Genomic DNA, 15,394 nt, shown 5'->3' on the forward strand with positions numbered 1-15,394 from the left:
TGTATGTCTGACAATACCGTAGCCGTGCTGGATAGCGTATCGCGTTTTCTCGATCGTCAGCATGGGCTGTATATCGACGGCCAGTGGCGCGCGTCCGCCGCGGAAGGCCGCCTGGCGGTGTATAACCCCGCCAATGGCCAGCAGATCGCCACGACCGCCGACGCCAATGAACACGACGTCGCACTGGCGGTGCAGTCCGCCCATAAAGCCTTCAGCGAAGGCGTCTGGGCGCAGCGCCTGCCGGTAGAGCGCGAGCGCATCCTGCTGCGCTTCGCCGATCTGGTGGAGCAGCATGCCGAAGAGCTGGCGCAGCTCGAAACCCTGGAACAGGGCAAATCGATCAACATCGCCCGCGGCTTAGAAGTCGGCAACACCCTGAATTGGATGCGTTACACCGCCGGGCTGGCGACCAAAATCACCGGCCAGACGCTGGACGTGTCCATTCCGATTCCGCCGGGCGCCAAATATCAGGTTTATACCCGCAAAGAGCCGATTGGCGTGGTCGCCGGCATCGTGCCCTGGAACTTCCCGCTGATGATCGGCATGTGGAAAGTGATGCCGGCGCTGGCGGCGGGCTGCTCCATCGTCATCAAACCGTCGGAAACCACCCCGCTCACCCTGCTGCGCATGGCCGAGCTGGCGAGCGAGGCCGGCGTACCGCCGGGTGTGTTCAACGTGGTCACCGGCCGCGGCACCGTGTGCGGCAAGGCGCTGACCGAACATCCGCTGATCGCCAAAGTCAGCTTTACCGGTTCCACGCCGGTCGGCAAAAGCATTGCGCGCGCCGCGGCGGATCGCCTGACCCGCGTGACGCTGGAGTTGGGCGGCAAAAACCCGGCTATCGTACTGAAAGACGCCGATCCGCAGCAGGTGATCGAAGGCCTGATGCTCGGCAGCTTCCTCAACCAGGGGCAGGTGTGCGCCGCCAGCTCGCGGATTTATATCGAAGCGCCGATTTACGACCAGCTGGTAGCCGGTTTTGAACAGGCGGTGAAATCGCTGTCGGTCGGGCCGGGGATGGATGCCGGCGCGCAAATCAACCCGCTGGTGTCGCTTGCGCACCGCAACAAGGTGGCGGCCTACCTGGACGACGCCCGGGCGAAAAACGCCGAGCTCATCGGCGGCGCGGCCGGGCCGGACGCCAACGGCTTCTACATTCCGCCGACGCTGGTGATCAACCCGGACGATCGGTTGAACCTGACGCGCGAAGAAGTGTTTGGCCCGGTGGTCAACCTGATCCGGGTGGCGAGCGCCGAAGAGGCGCTGAGCAAGGCCAACGACACCGACTTCGGGCTGACCGCCAGCCTGTGGACCACCAGCCTGCAGAAAGCGATGGCGCTGACGCCGCGTATTCAGGCCGGCACCGTGTGGGTCAACACCCATACGCTGATCGATCCGAACATGCCGTTCGGCGGGTTTAAACAGTCGGGCAGCGGCCGCGATTTCGGCCCGGATTGGCTGGACGCCTACACCGAATCGAAATCGGTCTGCATCCGCTATTGAGTGAAGCGGCGCGGGCCTGCCCCGCGCCCAGACTTATTGATATTGCCGGCGGTATTCGCTCGGCGACATGCCAAAGCGCTGCTTGAAAGCGGTCGAGAAATGGCTGTGATCGGTGAAGCCCCAGTCGAGGCCGATGCCAGCCAACTTCTCCTGACCGGCGGCGCTGCGCAGCGCCTGCGCACACAGATCCAGCCGGCGGTTCCTGATGTACTGCGCCACCACCAGCCCCTGTCGGGCGAACAGCCGATACAGGCTGCGCAACGAGACTCCCAGCTCGGCCGCCACCCATTCCGGGCGCAGCTGCGCCGACTGGATATGCCTGTCGATCAATGCCAACGCCTTGTCGAAAACCGACGGAGGCCCCTCCGGCCGCGCCTGTTCGAGCGCCAGCGCCGGACGCAGCAGCGCCGCCAATGCATTCAGCACCGCTTCGCTTTCCGCCGCGGCGAGCAGCGGATCCTGCATGCTGCTCAGCACCAGTTGGCGGCTGAGACGCACCGCGCTGAGCTCCGCCCCCAGACGCCGTGCGCACGGCGGCGGCAACGGCAGGCAGCCGCGCGGCAACAGCAAAGAAATTTGGCGCGAATCGCGCTGGAAGGTAAAACTGCTGGGCTGTGAGGCGTCAATCAGCGTCATATCGCCGGGAGAGAGCACCGTCTGGCGGTCGCCCTGCTCCATCAACGCGCTGCCGCGCAGCTGGAAAACGGTAAAAAAGTGCGCGCCGTCGCTGCGGGCGATCTCGCGCGGCGTTCGGTACAGCCGGGCCTGGGACACATCGACCACGCTCAGACGCAGCGCATGGGCTCGGAATTCCTGCATCGCTCCGCTGAAGCCCGGCCCCAGCGTTTTCGCGCAGAACCTGCCGCAGGCGGTGTTGATTTTCCCCAGCCACTCTTCGAAGCCGGCGTCCCGGAGCGTTGCCAATGCCGTCATGATCTCTCCCTTCGAACAGCAGCAGCGCTGCGCCGTTGAACAGAAAAACACCATAACAATCCGTTAACACACAATCAATGATCAACGGGGGATTTGGCGCCGCGATCACAATTCACCGGGCGCGTTGTCATCAATTCGCCACGAAACCGTCATCGCATCATCACAACCCTCATCAAAGATACAAGGCTGCTGTTCCCTTCACTTTGACACCCTGGACCTGATCCGATGAAATCATTGCAAAAATCCGCTTTGGCGCTGTGCTTGTTTACCGCCAGCGCGCTGGCCGCGTTCCACGCGCAGGCGGCAGAGGAAGCCCAACCGTTCACCACCGCGCAGCAGGTGGATCTGACCCACATTCTGCCGCCGCCGCCGGCCAACGACTCGGCGCAGACCCAGCGCGAACTGCGGGAAGTGCTCGACATGCAACAGAAACGCACGCTGGAGATGGCCAGCCAGGCCAAAGCGGATGCGGAAGAGAACGTTTGGGTGTACAGCAACGTGATAGGGCCGAAGTTCAACGCCCAGGCGTTGCCGGCCGTGAGCGCCTTCTTCGATCGCATCGTCGCTACCGAAGCGGCGGTGGTCGATCCGGCGAAAGATTTCTGGAAGCGCCCGCGCCCGCATATGCTGGACAGCCGCATCGAGCCGATCGTCAAACGCTCCAGCTCCGGCTCCTGGCCTTCCGGCCACACCACGCTGGGCACGCTGATGGGCATTACCCTGGCCAACATGGTGCCGGAGAAGCGCGCCGCCATCATGACGCGCGCCTGGCAATACGGCGACAACCGGGTAGTGGCGGGCATTCACTACCCTTCCGATATCGAGATGGGCCGCATCGCCGGCAGCGTGATCAGCCAGCAGCTTTCACAGCAGCAGGATTTCCAGCAACAGTATCGGCAAGCGCGCGACGAGCTGCGTCAGGCGTTGGATTTGCCCGCGGCGAAATAGACCCGGCGGCTAACACCGGGCCCAGGCGGCCCGGTTTACGGCTGTTTGTCCAACAGGTAACGCACCACCGCCGCATACTCTTTGGCGTAGCCTTCAACGCTGGTGCTGGCCATGCCGGCATTGTCTATCTTGTATTTGCCTGCCACGTAGAACGACGGGGTGCCGCGCACCTCGAACGCTTTCACCGCTTCGTTCTGCTTGGCGATCAATCCTTTGACCAGCAGGCTGTGGCGCGCGTTTTCGTAGGTGGCGGCATCGATGCCGGCCGCCGTGAACACCCGCTGAATATCCTCGGCGCCGTTGACGGCGCGCTGTTTCTGCACCGCTTCGAACATCGGCCCTTCAATCTTGTCTTCCACGCCCAGCACCGTCGCCACCGCCCAGGCCTCGGTCAGCTCATTGCCCAGTTTGCCCATCAGGCTGACGTGATATTTGGTCAGCTTCTCGCCGGCGGGCAGCGCCTGCGCGACAGTGCTGCCTACGCGATAGGTTTCGGCGAACTGATAGCAAGGGCCGCAGTAGAAGGAGAAAAATTCCACCACCGCCGGCGCGGTGGCCACCGGCTTATCCAGCCGGGTGTATTGCTCGCCCGCACGGTAATCCGCGGCCTGAACCGCGGGTAACGCCAACATCAATACGACGGCGGCGGCGAACGAACGCTTAACTTTTGCCAACATAAACACTCCTGGTTTCATCTATGAACATCGTCCTTAGCGGCGGTTTTTATAATCAAATAACCGCCAGAAGACCAGTTTTTATTACCTTCTATTTGTGAGGGATTATGTTCAGCGCCCTTCGTAGCCGTCCCAATAGGCGCCTACCGCCTCCTGCGAGAGCACCTGACGACGTTTAGGATTGTCGGAGCCGCTGTAGGCGCGGTTGATGAAGATGGTTTTGTGTTCCATGTTCTGCTGGAATTCCGGGCTGGCCAGATAGTCGGCTTTTTTCTGCGCTTCACTGCGCGCCACGCCCGCCGCGCGATCCTTTTTCCCCATTTGGTAGAATTGTTCGAACATCGGCACGGCGTTTTTAATGCTGCCGTTCACGTCGGTGCGGAACCCCGGCTCGAAGTCGTCGCGGGTTTGATAAATGTAGTGCTTGGCATGCAGCTCGGCGCTGCTGAGATGCTGGGTGCAGGCGCTGAGCGCCAACAGCGGCAGCAACAGCGCCGCGCTTTTCAGTCTTTTCATATCGTCTATCCCTGTCAGTGAGGAAAGTTCCTTCAGCGCCACGAGCATAGCGCTGAACGCCCGCGAACGTCAAACGGCAGGAGAGAGTCATCTTATTGTTTTATATTAATATTATATACATTGATTGGTATTCATTGCCTGAAACACTATGCTTTAACAGACAGGGCAAAACACTCACCGACAGCGAGGTGGCCAATGAAACCGATCGACAAAAACGTGGGAGAGTACGACCTCACGGCGGAAAAAAAAGCGGGCATGATCACCGGCACGATCCGCGGTGAACTGCCGGACAGCGACGCCAATCTGCCGCTGCTGCCCTTCTCCGGCACCTTCGCCGGCCCCAGCGTGGCCGAAGCCATCGCCGATATTCAGCAGCAGTTCCCCGACATCGAACCGGCGATTATCGACGATTTGCGCGAGGAGCTGCTGAAGGCCGGGTTTTAATCCGGATCGCGGTGCCGCACGAACGGGCTGTAGACCGGCGCATCGGGTTTCAGCGCCAGATCGGCGTCAAAATCGTCATTGCGGTTGAACGGCACCGCCGGCCAGGCGGGAAACGCGTTCAAACCGTCCCGATACGCCTGCGTCACCTGCACCAAAGCGGCGTTCTGCGCCTGCAGAGCCTCGTCCGTCAACCCGCCGCGCACGCCATAGACCAGGAACGGCTCCAGCACGCTAAAGCCGATATAGTGCAGCGCATGCATGATTGGCCACAGCATCAGCCGCATATCGCCGTCGCGCCCGTCCGGCGCACAGGCCTGAGCGGAAGCGCCGGCGGTGACGGTCAGCAGCGCCCGCTTGCCGCGCATCACGCCGTTCTCATGGCGGTGGCGGCTGTCGTAGATCCCGCCGTAAACGAACACCCGATCCATCCAGCCCTTGATGATGGCCGGCGCGCCGAACCACCAGAAAGGAAACTGCAGTACCAGCGTATCCGCCCAGCGCAGCAGCTCGATATGTCGCCGGATCTCCGCCGGCAGCGCCTGGATCGTCCAGTGATGGCGCTGCTCCTGCATCGCATCAAATCTGTCCGCCTGCTTTCTGCTGGGGTAGTGGCCGGCGCCCTCGCGCGGATCAAACCCCTCCTGATACAGATCGACCGTCTTCACCTGGTGCCCCTGCGTCAGCCAGGCCTGCCGCGCCTGTTCAGCCAAATGAGCATTGAAAGAATGCGGCTCGGGGTGAGCCAGCACAATCAGCACGTTCATCCTGTTTCTCCCGTTGTAAGGTGGTGCTGTTATGCTGTGGCTTTCTCACCCCCTTGGCAATTACGCACCTGAAGGTAACCCCCAATGGCTTATCCCGGCGACGTCTATTCGAGCAAGTGTTCCGCGCGCGATGCGCTGGCGCTGATTTCCGGCAAGTGGGTGATGCTGATCCTGCCTGCGCTGGCACAACGCCCGATGCGCAACGGCGAGCTGCTGCGCCGCATCGACGGCATTTCGCAGAAGGTGCTGACACAAACGCTGCGTCAATTGGAACGCAATGGGCTGCTCGAACGGCTGGATTTAAGTGAAAAGAATCAGTCGCATGTGGAATACCGGCTCAGCGCCGTCGCCTGCTCGCTGGTCGAGACGCTGGCGGCGCTGGATAAGTGGGCGGAATACCATTTCCCCGAGCTGGACGCCGCCCGCGAGCGCTATGATGCTGACCGCAGGCGCAAGGCCGATTAAAGCGGTTTGGCCCGCAGCGTCTCGCCGCTGCGCACGAAATTGCCCGCCCCCAGATGATGAATGGTGTGCAGATCCGCATTGGCGGCGGTGAAGTGCCAGCGCCCCTGTTGGAATACCCGTTCGTCCGCCGCCGCGCTCAGCACCTCACCGAAACAGGTGTCGTATTTTTCCTGCGCGCCGCTTTCCGGCAGCAACCGACACTCCAGCCACGCCACGCAGCCCTGTTCGATCAGCGGCACCTGCAGCGTGGCGCTCGGCGCTGCGGCGATGTGGAAGCGGGAGAACTTGTCGTCGTCCAGCCCGGACACGCTGCCGACCGCGTAGGTGGCGTCGATGAACATCGCCGCCGGCACGCAAATACCGAATGCGCCGCTCTCTTCGATCATCTGCCGACTGTGTGCGCCTTTATCGACCACGATGGCGATGCGCGGTGGGCTGAACTCCACCGGCATCGACCAGGCGGCGGCCATCACGTTGCGTTTGGCACCGTCGCGGCTGCGACTGGTGATCAAGACCGTCGGCCCGTGGTTCAGCAGGCGGCTGGCGTGTTCGAGGGCGACAGGGCGAAAGTGGCTCATCGGGAAATCCTTGCGAGTGAGTGATTGTCCCGCAGTGTAGATCTACGCCGTAAAGGCAAGCAATGCGGGGCGCACAGAATGCGCAGATGAGAGGCTTGTTCCCCGTCTCGCCATCCATTATCTATAGTTAAATCAATTCGCCGGTAACGGCCCATTCCACCTGAGGATCTTGCCTTGACGTTTTTAAAACACCCTATCGCCGGATTGGCGCTGGCCGGCTGCGGCCTGTTGTCGGCGGGCGGCGCGCTGGCCGCTTCCGATGCGCTGGTGTACTGCACCGTCGCCTCGCCGGAATCGTTCAACCCACAGCTTTCCAGCTCCGGGCCGACCTTTATCGCCACCTCACAGGTGCTGTACAACCGGCTGGTAACGCTGCGTGAAAGCGATAAAACGCCCGCTCCTTCGCTGGCCACCGAGTGGAGCGTCAGCCCAGACGGCAAGACCTACACCTTCACCCTGCGCCAGGGGGTGAAATTCAACAGCAACAAATACTTCACCCCAACGCGCGACTTCAATGCCGAAGACGTGGTGTTCACCGTAATGCGGCAGAAGGATCCCGCTAACCCCTACCACAAGGTTTCCGGCGGCAACTATGAATACTTCACCGACATGGGGCTGGATAAACTGATCACCAAGGTGGAAGCGGTGGACGAGCATCACGTGCGCTTCACGCTGAGCCAGCCCAACGCCGCCTTCGTCGCCGATTGGGCGATGGATTTCGCCTCGATCCTGTCCGCCGAGTACGCCGACGCGATGTTGAAAAAGGGCACGCCGGAATACGTCGACAACTGGCCGATCGGCACCGGGCCGTTCGCGCTGCAGCAGTACAAGCAGGATTCGCTGATCCGCTACATCGCCAACCCGCACTACTGGCAGGGCGAAGTGGCCAGCAAGCACCTGATCTTCTCCATTACGCCGGATCCGCAAACCCGGCTGGCCAAGCTGAAAACCAACGAATGCCAGATCATCCCGGCACCGCTGCCGGAACAATTCGCCGCCATCAAGGCCGACAGCAACCTGCAGCTGCACGATATTACCGGGCTGAACGTCGGCTATCTGGCGTTCAACACCCAGAAAAAACCGTTCGACAACCTGCTGGTGCGCCAGGCGCTGAGCTACGCGGTAGACAAGAAAGCGATCGTCGCCGCCGTGTTCAAAGACAGCGGCACCCCGGCCAATTCGCTGCTGCCGCCGGGCATGCTGGGCTACAACGATAAACTGCCGGAGTACGCCTACGATCCGCAGAAGGCGCGCGAACTGCTGAAGCAGGCCGGGCTGGAGCAGGGCTTTGAGACCGACATCTGGTCGATGCCGGTACAGCGCCCCTACAACCCGAACTCGAAGCGCATCGCCGAGATGATTCAGAGCGACTGGGCGAAGGTGGGCGTGAAGGCCAAGATCGTCACCTGGGAGTGGGGCCAGTATCTGGCCGGGCTGCGCAAAGGTGAACAGCAGAGCGCGCTTTACGGCTGGGTGTCGGACAACGGCGATCCGGATAACTTCGCCACCCTGCTCGGCTGCGCCGGCGTGCAGAGCGGCGCCAACGTGGCGCGCTGGTGCGATAAGGATTACGACAAACTGATCCAGCAGGCGATCCAGGAAAACCAGCCGCAGGCGCGCGCCAAGCTGTATCAACAGGCGCAGGTGATCTTCGCCAAACAGGCGCCGTGGCTGCCGTTGGCCACCGGCAAGGTGTTCTACGCCACCCGCAGCAACCTGAGCGGCTATGTGGTGGACGTGAACGGCAGCGATTTCGCCAAGGCCAAATTAAACTGACCCCAGGGCGCCGCAGCGGGGCTGCGGCGCCCCCCGTCTCATCGCTTAATAAGCTGCCAGCCTCTGAACCTACCGCGCATTAACTTCACAACTTACGATGCTAACTGTCTCCCCTGTCGCCAGGCACTTAACCCACTAAATTCATAGCTTAATAAGCCTATCCCCCTGGCATTTTGCTTAAACTGCATGCAGGCGCTTTCCTCGCCTGTAACATTTCGTTACCATCGGCGTACAGACCCTTTAACATCAGAAGGTAACCCGGTGCCAAACACCTACATGCCGTGGCAAATCCGCCTGCACTGGCTGGTGGCGATCCTGCTGGTCATCACCTGCGCCGCCATCGAGCTGCGGGGCTTTGCCGAGCCGGGCAGCGCGCCGTGGTACGTGCTGGTCGTCACCCACTTCAGCTGCGGCGTGACGGTGTTTGCGCTGATGATCGCCCGCCTGTTCCTGCGCTGGCGTCACGCCTCGCCCGCTATCACGCCCAAACCGCCGAAGTGGCAAACCGGCCTGGCGCATCTGACGCATACCCTGATTTACCTGCTGCTGTTGACGCTACCGGTACTGGGAGTGTATTCGCGCTATCTGGGCGGCAAAGAGTGGTACCTGTTCGGCCTGCCGATGCCGTTCGCCGAGGTGGCCGATCGGCCGCAGGCGCGGATGATTATCGGCTGGCACAAAACGCTGGCGTCATTCGGCTACTGGCTGATCGGCCTGCATGCCGCCGCCGCGCTGTTCCACCACTACATCGTCAAGGACAATGCGCTGGTGCGCATGCTGCCGTTGATGAAAAAGCGCTGAATACCCGGCGCCAGGGATGAATTTTCGGGCCACGCCCGCTGACAGGGAATGACATGCAAACCCAATTTTTTCATGTGACCGTCGAGCAATGCGCCTGCCAACAGACGGCGCCCGACAACCTGGTGAGGCTTATCGCTTCCGGCCAAACGTTCTTTTTTTATCGCGACGACTTCAGCGACAGTGAAAACCTGCTGGCCACGCTCGCCGCCGGCGATCGGGTGAAGATCGGCGCTCACCGCCTGCGGGACGGCAGCTACTGGCTGCACTGGCTGCTGCACGGCACGAAAGGCCGGCTGGAGCCCGACAGAACGCTGAAATACAAGCTGAAATACTTTGCCCTACTGTTGCTGGGCATCGTGCTGGCCGGCGGTTTCCCGGCGGGCTTTTTCATCATGGACCGGGAAGACTCCTGGCTGACCATCGTCCTGTTCTTTATCGCCATCATCGCCGGCCTTATCGGTGTCGGCATGGTGTTGTTCGTCGGTTCAGAGCTGCTGCTGATCGGGCACCGCGGCCGCAGGCGCCTGCTCAGGGCGCTGGATCGCGTGCTGCAGGGGCAAGACGTCACGCCGCCCGGCTCACTCAGCCTGAAAATCCCCGGCATCAAATACCGGGCCGCCCGCGCAGACACCGTGCCGACGACCGCACCGCTGCAGACCGCGCCTCCCCTTCCGAACGGCGTCGAGGCCTCCGGCATCGAGACGGTCAACGCCCTGAGCTACGAACTCTGCCAATATGAGCTCCCGCGGCAGGTACAGTATTTGGACACTTATGCGTGGCGTCAGAAGGATACGCACTTCGCGTTGACGACCCGAGCGCTCAACGTCCCCAATACCAAACTGCATCCGGTATTTCGTCGGCAACATCCGCTTTTCATCGCCAAAGGCGACCCGCTGCAGGTGTTGTACTGCGAGAATGACGTCATTCCCGAGTTGCCCAAGGTGCGTGGAATCATCAATCACCGCGACCGCCAGACCTATCTCATCGGCGGCAATCGCTACTTCACCGAAGCCGGCCTTAACCTGTGCGCACGCGCCGTCTTCATTCTCGGCGCGATCATGATGTGCATTATGCTCGCCCTGATAGTGTGGGATAACGCCGATACCCCTGCCGGCTTTCACCTGGATGCCTGGACCCTGAAGCGCCTCGGCAGCGAATTGCCGCCGATTCTGCTGCTGATGATGCTGATGGTCAGCGGCCTGGCGCTGCTGATCGAGGGCTTAGCCCAGATCTGCCGCCTCTACGCTTTTGACCAGCACCGCACGTTTAAGACGTTCAAATACCTGCGCACTCTGCGCCGCAGGCTATGGCGGCAGGAACAGGTGACGGAGCTGAAATGATGACGTTAGCGCTTTATAAAAGACCTCTTCTCATCCTGACGCTGTTTTTGGCCAGCGCGCTGGGCTTTTATTTCCTCGCCCCTGAGCAACGCTACGCACAGTGGCAATGGACCCAGGGCGACGAGGCGTTACCGACGATAGCCCGCTACGATCTCATCCACAGCTACCCGGCACAGGACGGCACTCTGCTGCTCACCAGCAAAAGAAGTGAGACCAGCGCCTACAACAGCTTTTACGGCTGGGCGGCCAACTACCTCAGCCAGGTGCTGTTCGTCGGCCCAAAGGGATTGCAAATGCTGGGGGAGCTCGACGAATCGATCCACGATGCGGTTTGCAGCGCGCAAGAGTGCGTGCTTTTTCTGTCCAAAGGGCGCCGGCTGGTCGATGTGCAGCGGGGCACCATCGGACCGCTGCTCCCCTGGGCGGAAGGCGATGACAATCTCCCGTCCTTGATCGGCGGCAAACTGGTGGCGCTGCCGGGAAAACGCGCGCTGTATTTCATCAGTACCGAGGGCATTTTCTACAGCCCGGACTTCGGCGCCCATTGGCGACAGACGCTGAATCTGCCGGCACTGCTGGACGAGCGGCAGCTGCTGGGCTTTGAGCGCGGCGAGGAAGAGTCATCGACGCGTTTCGGCAAAGCTGCTCGCAAATCCATGCCCGAGATCTTTACCGCCGTTGATGGCGATCGCGTGCTGTTCTGGATGAACCCGGTGCTCGGATCCGGCGCGTTGCACATCGCCGTTAACGGCAAAACCGGCGAGATGACTGAATGGCATTGGCTGCTGGTGCGCGTGAACGAAAGCGCGCAGGCCCCGGATGGCGGCATCTACCTGATCGCGCAGACGCTGGACAGAGGGCTGTATCAGCTCCTGCGCTATCAGCCCGATGGGCAGCTGACGGCACTGCTGGAAAATGGCGATAAATCGCTGTATCAGCTGTGGGCGGGCAACGACAAGCTGGTTGCCCAAACGGATAACGGCGATGCGCGTCTCTCGCTGATTTTCGATCTGTGCTCATCCGACGTGCGCTACCGGCAATCGTTGGAGTACCGCTACAACGGGCGCGACGACGCACGCCAGACCGTGATCGAACCGGAAAGCCACTACGACGACGCCCGGGATACCCCGGCGCTGCCTTACTTCGTTCGCTACCGCGCCACCACGCCGTGAACATGAGGAACTTGCCATGCTGTTAGGTTATGGCGCAGGCGTCGCGGGGCTGCTGGCGCTGTTGTTGGCCTTGCTGCTCGCCGGCATCCTGATCGCCTGGTGGTGCTGGCGCTACGTCGCCGCCCGCTGCGGCCGCCCGCGTCCGCCGCTCTCCTGGGGCGGCTATCTGCTCGCCTCAGCGCTGGCGGTGTACCCGGTGGCATGCATGCTGGCGCTGATCGGCACCCTCATCCAGGATATCAAAAGCCAACGAGCTGAAGATCGTTGGAACCAACGCAGCTACCTGACGCTCGACGAGGCCAGGCCGTTTGGTGAGATCGCGCTGCCAAAAGGAAGCTGGGTAAACCGGCAGGATCCGCGCCTGCCCGGCAGCGAAAACAGCCCCGTTACGATGAACGGCGTCACCGCAGTGCGCTTCCCTCAGCCGCAAAACGTGGCCGGCGTGCCGATCGTCGCCTTCGAGGTTTCACCGCCAGTGATGGAGCTGGCGAGCGCGCATACCTTTACCCGCCCGAGCGGCCAAACGGTACGCTGCGAAGCCGGTTGGCTGGTCACCTTCTTTTTGCCGCCGGATCAGCCGGCCGTGCAGTGGGAGGAGTGGCAAGCCGGGCTGCCAGCGGCGGCGTTTCGGCCCAGCGGTTGGACGTTCAGGGAATGCTTCTCCGGCAGCCCGATCGCCGTGCTGACCCTGCAGAACGGCGAAGTCAGGGTGCTGCCTTAAGCATCATGTCGTGGCGTTGGGCAAGCGCACGGTCATGCGGTTATTCGCCGTGGGCAGCTGCAGTGGCGCGTCCTGCCAGCTCACCGCGACAACCAGAACCGGCGGAGCCGCCACGCGCGGCTCGCGCCCGTCCGGCCCCACGCTGTAGGCATCCCATTCAATCACGAACACCCCGCCATCCTGCGGCTCTACCCGCTCGACGAAAAAGGTGGTGTCCGCCCCGCGCCCGCCCGCCGGTTTATGCGCGTAAGAGAGTAGGCTGAACCACTCGCCGGCAAAATACAGATGGTACAGACCGTCAACGATCTGCTCGCCGCGGAACTGGCAGCCGCCGACGCTCAAGCCGTCGCCCGTCGGGGATTCCGTCACGCGTTCGAGATCGCGTACCAAGAGATCGGTCGGCCGGTTATCCAACAACAGCTCATAAGGCGGCGCGTGCAGCAGCGCGGCGGGATCGTCCGCCTGGCGCAGATCCGCCGGTAACCGCGAACGCGCCGCCAGCGTGCGGCCGCTGGGCAAGGCGATCTCCAGACGATCCGCCGGATCCTCCACCCACTGCGGCACCCACAGGCCACGCACCGGATGCAACGGCGTAGCCTCCACCTGCCGACACCTCGCCCGCAGCCGCACCAGCGCCTCAGCGGCACCGGCGGCCAAGGCTTTCTGTTCGCGATCGGTCAGCGCAGGCAGCGCGTACATCGCCCGGGCGGCGGGTTCGTATACCGTCAGCCCCTCACCCTCGCGGCTGCGGGTCGGGATCAGGCGCAGCTTGCCATCATCCACGTCCTGCGGCGCCGCACAGGCGCCCTGCACAATCGCTCCGTCGCGCAGCAGCAGCGTCCAAAAGTTGGGGCCGCCCATGCCCAGCTCCCCTACGCCGCCGATCTGCCGGTCGCTGTCACCGGTGTGCGCTATCTCAATCGGTTGCGAACGCCAGTCGGTCTTGCGCCACTCGGCGGCCTGCCCCTCGGGTTGTTGCGCGCCTTTAGCGGCGTATTTCGCCCACTGCAGCAGGGCAAACAGCGCGATGCACAGCGCGCCGAGAATCGGGTAATCCCGCCAAATCAGCAACCAACCGACGATCAAAAGGGCCCAGGCGGCCATGGCGATATCCTTGTTTCAACAGAGAGCGGCCGCCTGATTCTAGCGCAGGAAACGTCAGGGGTTGAAGCCTATTCCATGAATAATTAGCCGTTAAATAGAAAGATAATAATTTCAGAGTTATTTCTGTGACTATAAAGATCACATAAATAACGCTTCACAGAGTGCCTTTAACGTAAAAAGATAACTGCCTGTATATCAATATAATATTTACCCCTTGTTAAAAACCGGAAAAGGAAAGCGGAAAAAAACTGCAATAATTTGTGCATACTCCAAACATTGACTATGTTTAGACATACTATTTATATGCAGTTGGACACAGGCAAAGACACTGACAGCAATTAAAAAAGTCCGCTTTTTAACGGGCGAGGAAATATTTTATCGACAATATTCCGAGGAGGCTTTATCTCCATGGAACGGGGTAACTTTGCGTTTTATCAAGCCAATAGGCTACACACCGCAATTAATATCATTATTAGCATTCCGGAGAGCGACAATGAAAATCGTTACAGGCATTATCCTTACCTCTGTGGCCGCCTTCAGCGGCGTGGCTTACGCGGCCGATGCGCAGCCTACCACCGGCAGCGCGGCGGTGATGCTGGAACACGTGCACGCCGTGATGGAAAATGGCAGCCCGGCGCCGCAGCATGACGCCGCCTGCAAAAAAGAACTTTCCATGCCGGAATCGAAATATATGGGCATGAAGGTCAAAACCGATTACACCATCAACAGCAGCACCATGATGATGTCGGCCAAGTCGATGTTCCCATCGCCGGATTCCATGAAACCGATGGAGCTGACGGTCGATCTCTCCGCGCTGGGCCTGGCGGATGTGTATGCCTTCGGCGCCTTTAAACCGGCGGCGCTGCCACAGGCGTATATTTATTTCACCATCGACAAGAATTTTAAAGATCCGGTCAGCACCTTTATGATCATTAACCAAGGCAAGCAATATAACTGCGTGATTTCCAGCTCGAATAAAATGATGAGCAAAGAAATGCGCGGCAAGATGATGATGAAGAAACAGTAACGGAATGAAAAACGGCGCTTCCCTTAACAGGAAGCGCCGCCAGAAAAAGCATTAAATCAGACCAGGATTGTATTTCTGGTTGAATTTCTCTTCCGACTGGAACAGATAAATAATACCTTCGATAAAGCCGACAATCGCCGGGATCCCCGTCCAGCAGAACAGCAGGTAGAACAGCCCCCACCACTTCATCCCTAAGTAAAACTTGTGAATGCCCAGCCCACCCAGGAAGATGGCCAGCAGGGCCGCCGCGAGCTTGTCTTTTCTGCTCATAGTGCACTTCTCCTAACTTCTCACCGAACCACCGGCATGTCCAAAAACGGATGCCGCTCCACAGAGCGCCGCATCGCAATGCTTGAGGAAGAAACATTCACCCATCAAGGCTCAACAGGGGTAATTATAACAGTGATTAATTAAACGGTTGTTTAACCGGGGAAAGGCAAGCAAAAGACGTACGGCAAGAGAAGGAATATTCCTGCGGCGAAGACTCAACACTTTAATATCTTGTTGTTTTTAAAGTGGATAATGTGCATGTATTCATGACTATCATGCCAGCCGTTGACGCCGCGCTAAGCGTGTTGCCCCTAGGGGGCCATATCCTTGTCGACTATTTTATTTTCCCTGGTGACTT

Annotated in this window: 17 protein-coding genes; 10 read left to right on the top strand and 7 right to left on the bottom strand. The window is 60.6% G+C overall.

Going from position 1 to position 15,394, the window contains the following annotated elements; all coding sequences use genetic code 11:
* The first annotated feature begins 3 nt into the window (after positions 1-3).
* Positions 4-1,503, top strand: a complete 1,500-nt coding sequence (locus ACRAWE_RS15185) for an aldehyde dehydrogenase family protein (RefSeq protein ID WP_019454273.1) — start codon at positions 4-6, stop codon at positions 1,501-1,503.
* Between the two features lie 33 nt (positions 1,504-1,536).
* Here ACRAWE_RS15185 and feaR read toward each other — a convergent pair whose 3' ends face one another.
* Positions 1,537-2,436, bottom strand: coding sequence for a transcriptional regulator FeaR (gene feaR, locus ACRAWE_RS15190; RefSeq protein WP_019454274.1), 900 nt, complete (start codon positions 2,434-2,436; stop codon positions 1,537-1,539).
* Positions 2,437-2,661: 225 nt separating this feature from the next.
* Between feaR and ACRAWE_RS15195 the strand changes: the two genes are divergently transcribed.
* The gene (locus ACRAWE_RS15195; RefSeq protein ID WP_432525539.1) at positions 2,662-3,384 is read left to right on the top strand and encodes an acid phosphatase; all 723 of its coding nucleotides are present in this window, start codon (positions 2,662-2,664) and stop codon (positions 3,382-3,384) included.
* Between the two features lie 35 nt (positions 3,385-3,419).
* Here ACRAWE_RS15195 and ACRAWE_RS15200 read toward each other — a convergent pair whose 3' ends face one another.
* Entirely contained in the window at positions 3,420-4,061 is a 642-nt protein-coding gene (locus ACRAWE_RS15200; protein WP_019454276.1) for a protein disulfide oxidoreductase DsbA, read from the bottom strand.
* A 108-nt stretch (positions 4,062-4,169) separates the two neighbouring features.
* Positions 4,170-4,574 (bottom strand): Exc2 family lipoprotein, encoded by a 405-nt coding sequence (locus ACRAWE_RS15205; RefSeq protein ID WP_019454277.1) that lies wholly within the window; start codon positions 4,572-4,574, stop codon positions 4,170-4,172.
* Positions 4,575-4,769: 195 nt separating this feature from the next.
* On the opposite strand from ACRAWE_RS15205, the gene ACRAWE_RS15210 reads away from it, so the two are divergent.
* A complete protein-coding gene (locus ACRAWE_RS15210; protein WP_019454278.1) occupies positions 4,770-5,018 on the top strand; it encodes a hypothetical protein in 249 nt (82 codons plus the stop codon).
* On the opposite strand, the gene ACRAWE_RS15215 is transcribed toward ACRAWE_RS15210, so the two are convergent.
* Positions 5,015-5,782, bottom strand: a complete 768-nt coding sequence (locus ACRAWE_RS15215; protein WP_432525540.1) for an NAD(P)H-dependent oxidoreductase — start codon at positions 5,780-5,782, stop codon at positions 5,015-5,017. The two genes, ACRAWE_RS15210 and ACRAWE_RS15215, sit on opposite strands and share 4 nt — an antisense overlap.
* Before the next feature lie 84 nt (positions 5,783-5,866).
* Between ACRAWE_RS15215 and ACRAWE_RS15220 the strand changes: the two genes are divergently transcribed.
* Entirely contained in the window at positions 5,867-6,247 is a 381-nt protein-coding gene (locus tag ACRAWE_RS15220) for a winged helix-turn-helix transcriptional regulator (protein ID WP_063918802.1), read from the top strand.
* Here ACRAWE_RS15220 and ACRAWE_RS15225 read toward each other — a convergent pair.
* Positions 6,244-6,825 (bottom strand): flavin reductase family protein, encoded by a 582-nt coding sequence (locus ACRAWE_RS15225; protein WP_019454281.1) that lies wholly within the window; start codon positions 6,823-6,825, stop codon positions 6,244-6,246. The genes ACRAWE_RS15220 and ACRAWE_RS15225 overlap by 4 nt on opposite strands.
* Before the next feature lie 174 nt (positions 6,826-6,999).
* On the opposite strand from ACRAWE_RS15225, the gene ACRAWE_RS15230 reads away from it, so the two are divergent.
* The 5 genes from ACRAWE_RS15230 (at position 7,000) to ACRAWE_RS15250 (ending at position 12,635) form a co-directional block, all read left to right on the top strand.
* Positions 7,000-8,601, top strand: coding sequence for an ABC transporter substrate-binding protein (locus ACRAWE_RS15230; protein ID WP_019454282.1), 1,602 nt, complete (start codon positions 7,000-7,002; stop codon positions 8,599-8,601).
* Positions 8,602-8,877: 276 nt separating this feature from the next.
* A complete protein-coding gene (cybB, locus tag ACRAWE_RS15235) occupies positions 8,878-9,402 on the top strand; it encodes a cytochrome b561 (RefSeq protein ID WP_154747807.1) in 525 nt (174 codons plus the stop codon).
* Positions 9,403-9,455: 53 nt separating this feature from the next.
* Positions 9,456-10,742, top strand: coding sequence for a hypothetical protein (locus ACRAWE_RS15240; protein ID WP_432525541.1), 1,287 nt, complete (start codon positions 9,456-9,458; stop codon positions 10,740-10,742).
* Positions 10,739-11,914: a hypothetical protein gene (locus ACRAWE_RS15245; RefSeq protein WP_432525542.1), complete on the top strand. Its 1,176-nt coding sequence runs from the start codon at positions 10,739-10,741 to the stop codon at positions 11,912-11,914. The genes ACRAWE_RS15240 and ACRAWE_RS15245 overlap by 4 nt, the downstream gene beginning before the upstream one ends.
* A gap of 16 nt (positions 11,915-11,930) precedes the next feature.
* Positions 11,931-12,635 carry a hypothetical protein gene (locus tag ACRAWE_RS15250; protein ID WP_432525543.1) on the top strand — a complete coding sequence of 235 codons (705 nt, stop codon included), beginning with the start codon at positions 11,931-11,933 and terminating at the stop codon, positions 12,633-12,635.
* A 3-nt stretch (positions 12,636-12,638) separates the two neighbouring features.
* Here ACRAWE_RS15250 and ACRAWE_RS15255 read toward each other — a convergent pair whose 3' ends face one another.
* Complete coding sequence (locus tag ACRAWE_RS15255) at positions 12,639-13,739, bottom strand: hypothetical protein (RefSeq protein WP_432525544.1); 1,101 nt, start codon at positions 13,737-13,739, stop codon at positions 12,639-12,641.
* Between the two features lie 493 nt (positions 13,740-14,232).
* Here ACRAWE_RS15255 and ACRAWE_RS15260 point away from each other — a divergent pair, with 493 nt between their 5' ends.
* The gene (locus tag ACRAWE_RS15260; RefSeq protein WP_019454290.1) at positions 14,233-14,766 is read left to right on the top strand and encodes a hypothetical protein; all 534 of its coding nucleotides are present in this window, start codon (positions 14,233-14,235) and stop codon (positions 14,764-14,766) included.
* A gap of 51 nt (positions 14,767-14,817) precedes the next feature.
* Here the strand turns inward: ACRAWE_RS15260 and ACRAWE_RS15265 are convergent, their stop codons facing one another.
* The gene (locus tag ACRAWE_RS15265; RefSeq protein ID WP_015376761.1) at positions 14,818-15,036 is read right to left on the bottom strand and encodes a TM2 domain-containing protein; all 219 of its coding nucleotides are present in this window, start codon (positions 15,034-15,036) and stop codon (positions 14,818-14,820) included.
* Positions 15,037-15,394 lie beyond the last annotated feature (358 nt).

Origin of the sequence: Serratia sp. BFP-2025, assembly GCF_050880365.1 — a bacterium.
In the GTDB taxonomy this organism is placed as follows: domain Bacteria; phylum Pseudomonadota; class Gammaproteobacteria; order Enterobacterales; family Enterobacteriaceae; genus Serratia; species Serratia surfactantfaciens.

Coding starts and splice junctions, on each gene's coding strand:
- ACRAWE_RS15245 (WP_432525542.1), top strand. CDS start 10,739: ATGATGACGTTAGCGCTTTATAAAAGACCTCTTCTCATCCTGACGCTG.
- ACRAWE_RS15255 (WP_432525544.1), bottom strand. CDS start 13,739: ATGGCCGCCTGGGCCCTTTTGATCGTCGGTTGGTTGCTGATTTGGCGG.
- ACRAWE_RS15195 (WP_432525539.1), top strand. CDS start 2,662: ATGAAATCATTGCAAAAATCCGCTTTGGCGCTGTGCTTGTTTACCGCC.
- ACRAWE_RS15260 (WP_019454290.1), top strand. CDS start 14,233: ATGAAAATCGTTACAGGCATTATCCTTACCTCTGTGGCCGCCTTCAGC.
- ACRAWE_RS15250 (WP_432525543.1), top strand. CDS start 11,931: ATGCTGTTAGGTTATGGCGCAGGCGTCGCGGGGCTGCTGGCGCTGTTG.
- ACRAWE_RS15220 (WP_063918802.1), top strand. CDS start 5,867: ATGGCTTATCCCGGCGACGTCTATTCGAGCAAGTGTTCCGCGCGCGAT.
- cybB (WP_154747807.1), top strand. CDS start 8,878: ATGCCGTGGCAAATCCGCCTGCACTGGCTGGTGGCGATCCTGCTGGTC.
- ACRAWE_RS15240 (WP_432525541.1), top strand. CDS start 9,456: ATGCAAACCCAATTTTTTCATGTGACCGTCGAGCAATGCGCCTGCCAA.
- ACRAWE_RS15265 (WP_015376761.1), bottom strand. CDS start 15,036: ATGAGCAGAAAAGACAAGCTCGCGGCGGCCCTGCTGGCCATCTTCCTG.
- feaR (WP_019454274.1), bottom strand. CDS start 2,436: ATGACGGCATTGGCAACGCTCCGGGACGCCGGCTTCGAAGAGTGGCTG.
- ACRAWE_RS15225 (WP_019454281.1), bottom strand. CDS start 6,825: ATGAGCCACTTTCGCCCTGTCGCCCTCGAACACGCCAGCCGCCTGCTG.
- ACRAWE_RS15210 (WP_019454278.1), top strand. CDS start 4,770: ATGAAACCGATCGACAAAAACGTGGGAGAGTACGACCTCACGGCGGAA.
- ACRAWE_RS15185 (WP_019454273.1), top strand. CDS start 4: ATGTCTGACAATACCGTAGCCGTGCTGGATAGCGTATCGCGTTTTCTC.
- ACRAWE_RS15200 (WP_019454276.1), bottom strand. CDS start 4,061: ATGTTGGCAAAAGTTAAGCGTTCGTTCGCCGCCGCCGTCGTATTGATG.
- ACRAWE_RS15205 (WP_019454277.1), bottom strand. CDS start 4,574: ATGAAAAGACTGAAAAGCGCGGCGCTGTTGCTGCCGCTGTTGGCGCTC.
- ACRAWE_RS15215 (WP_432525540.1), bottom strand. CDS start 5,782: ATGAACGTGCTGATTGTGCTGGCTCACCCCGAGCCGCATTCTTTCAAT.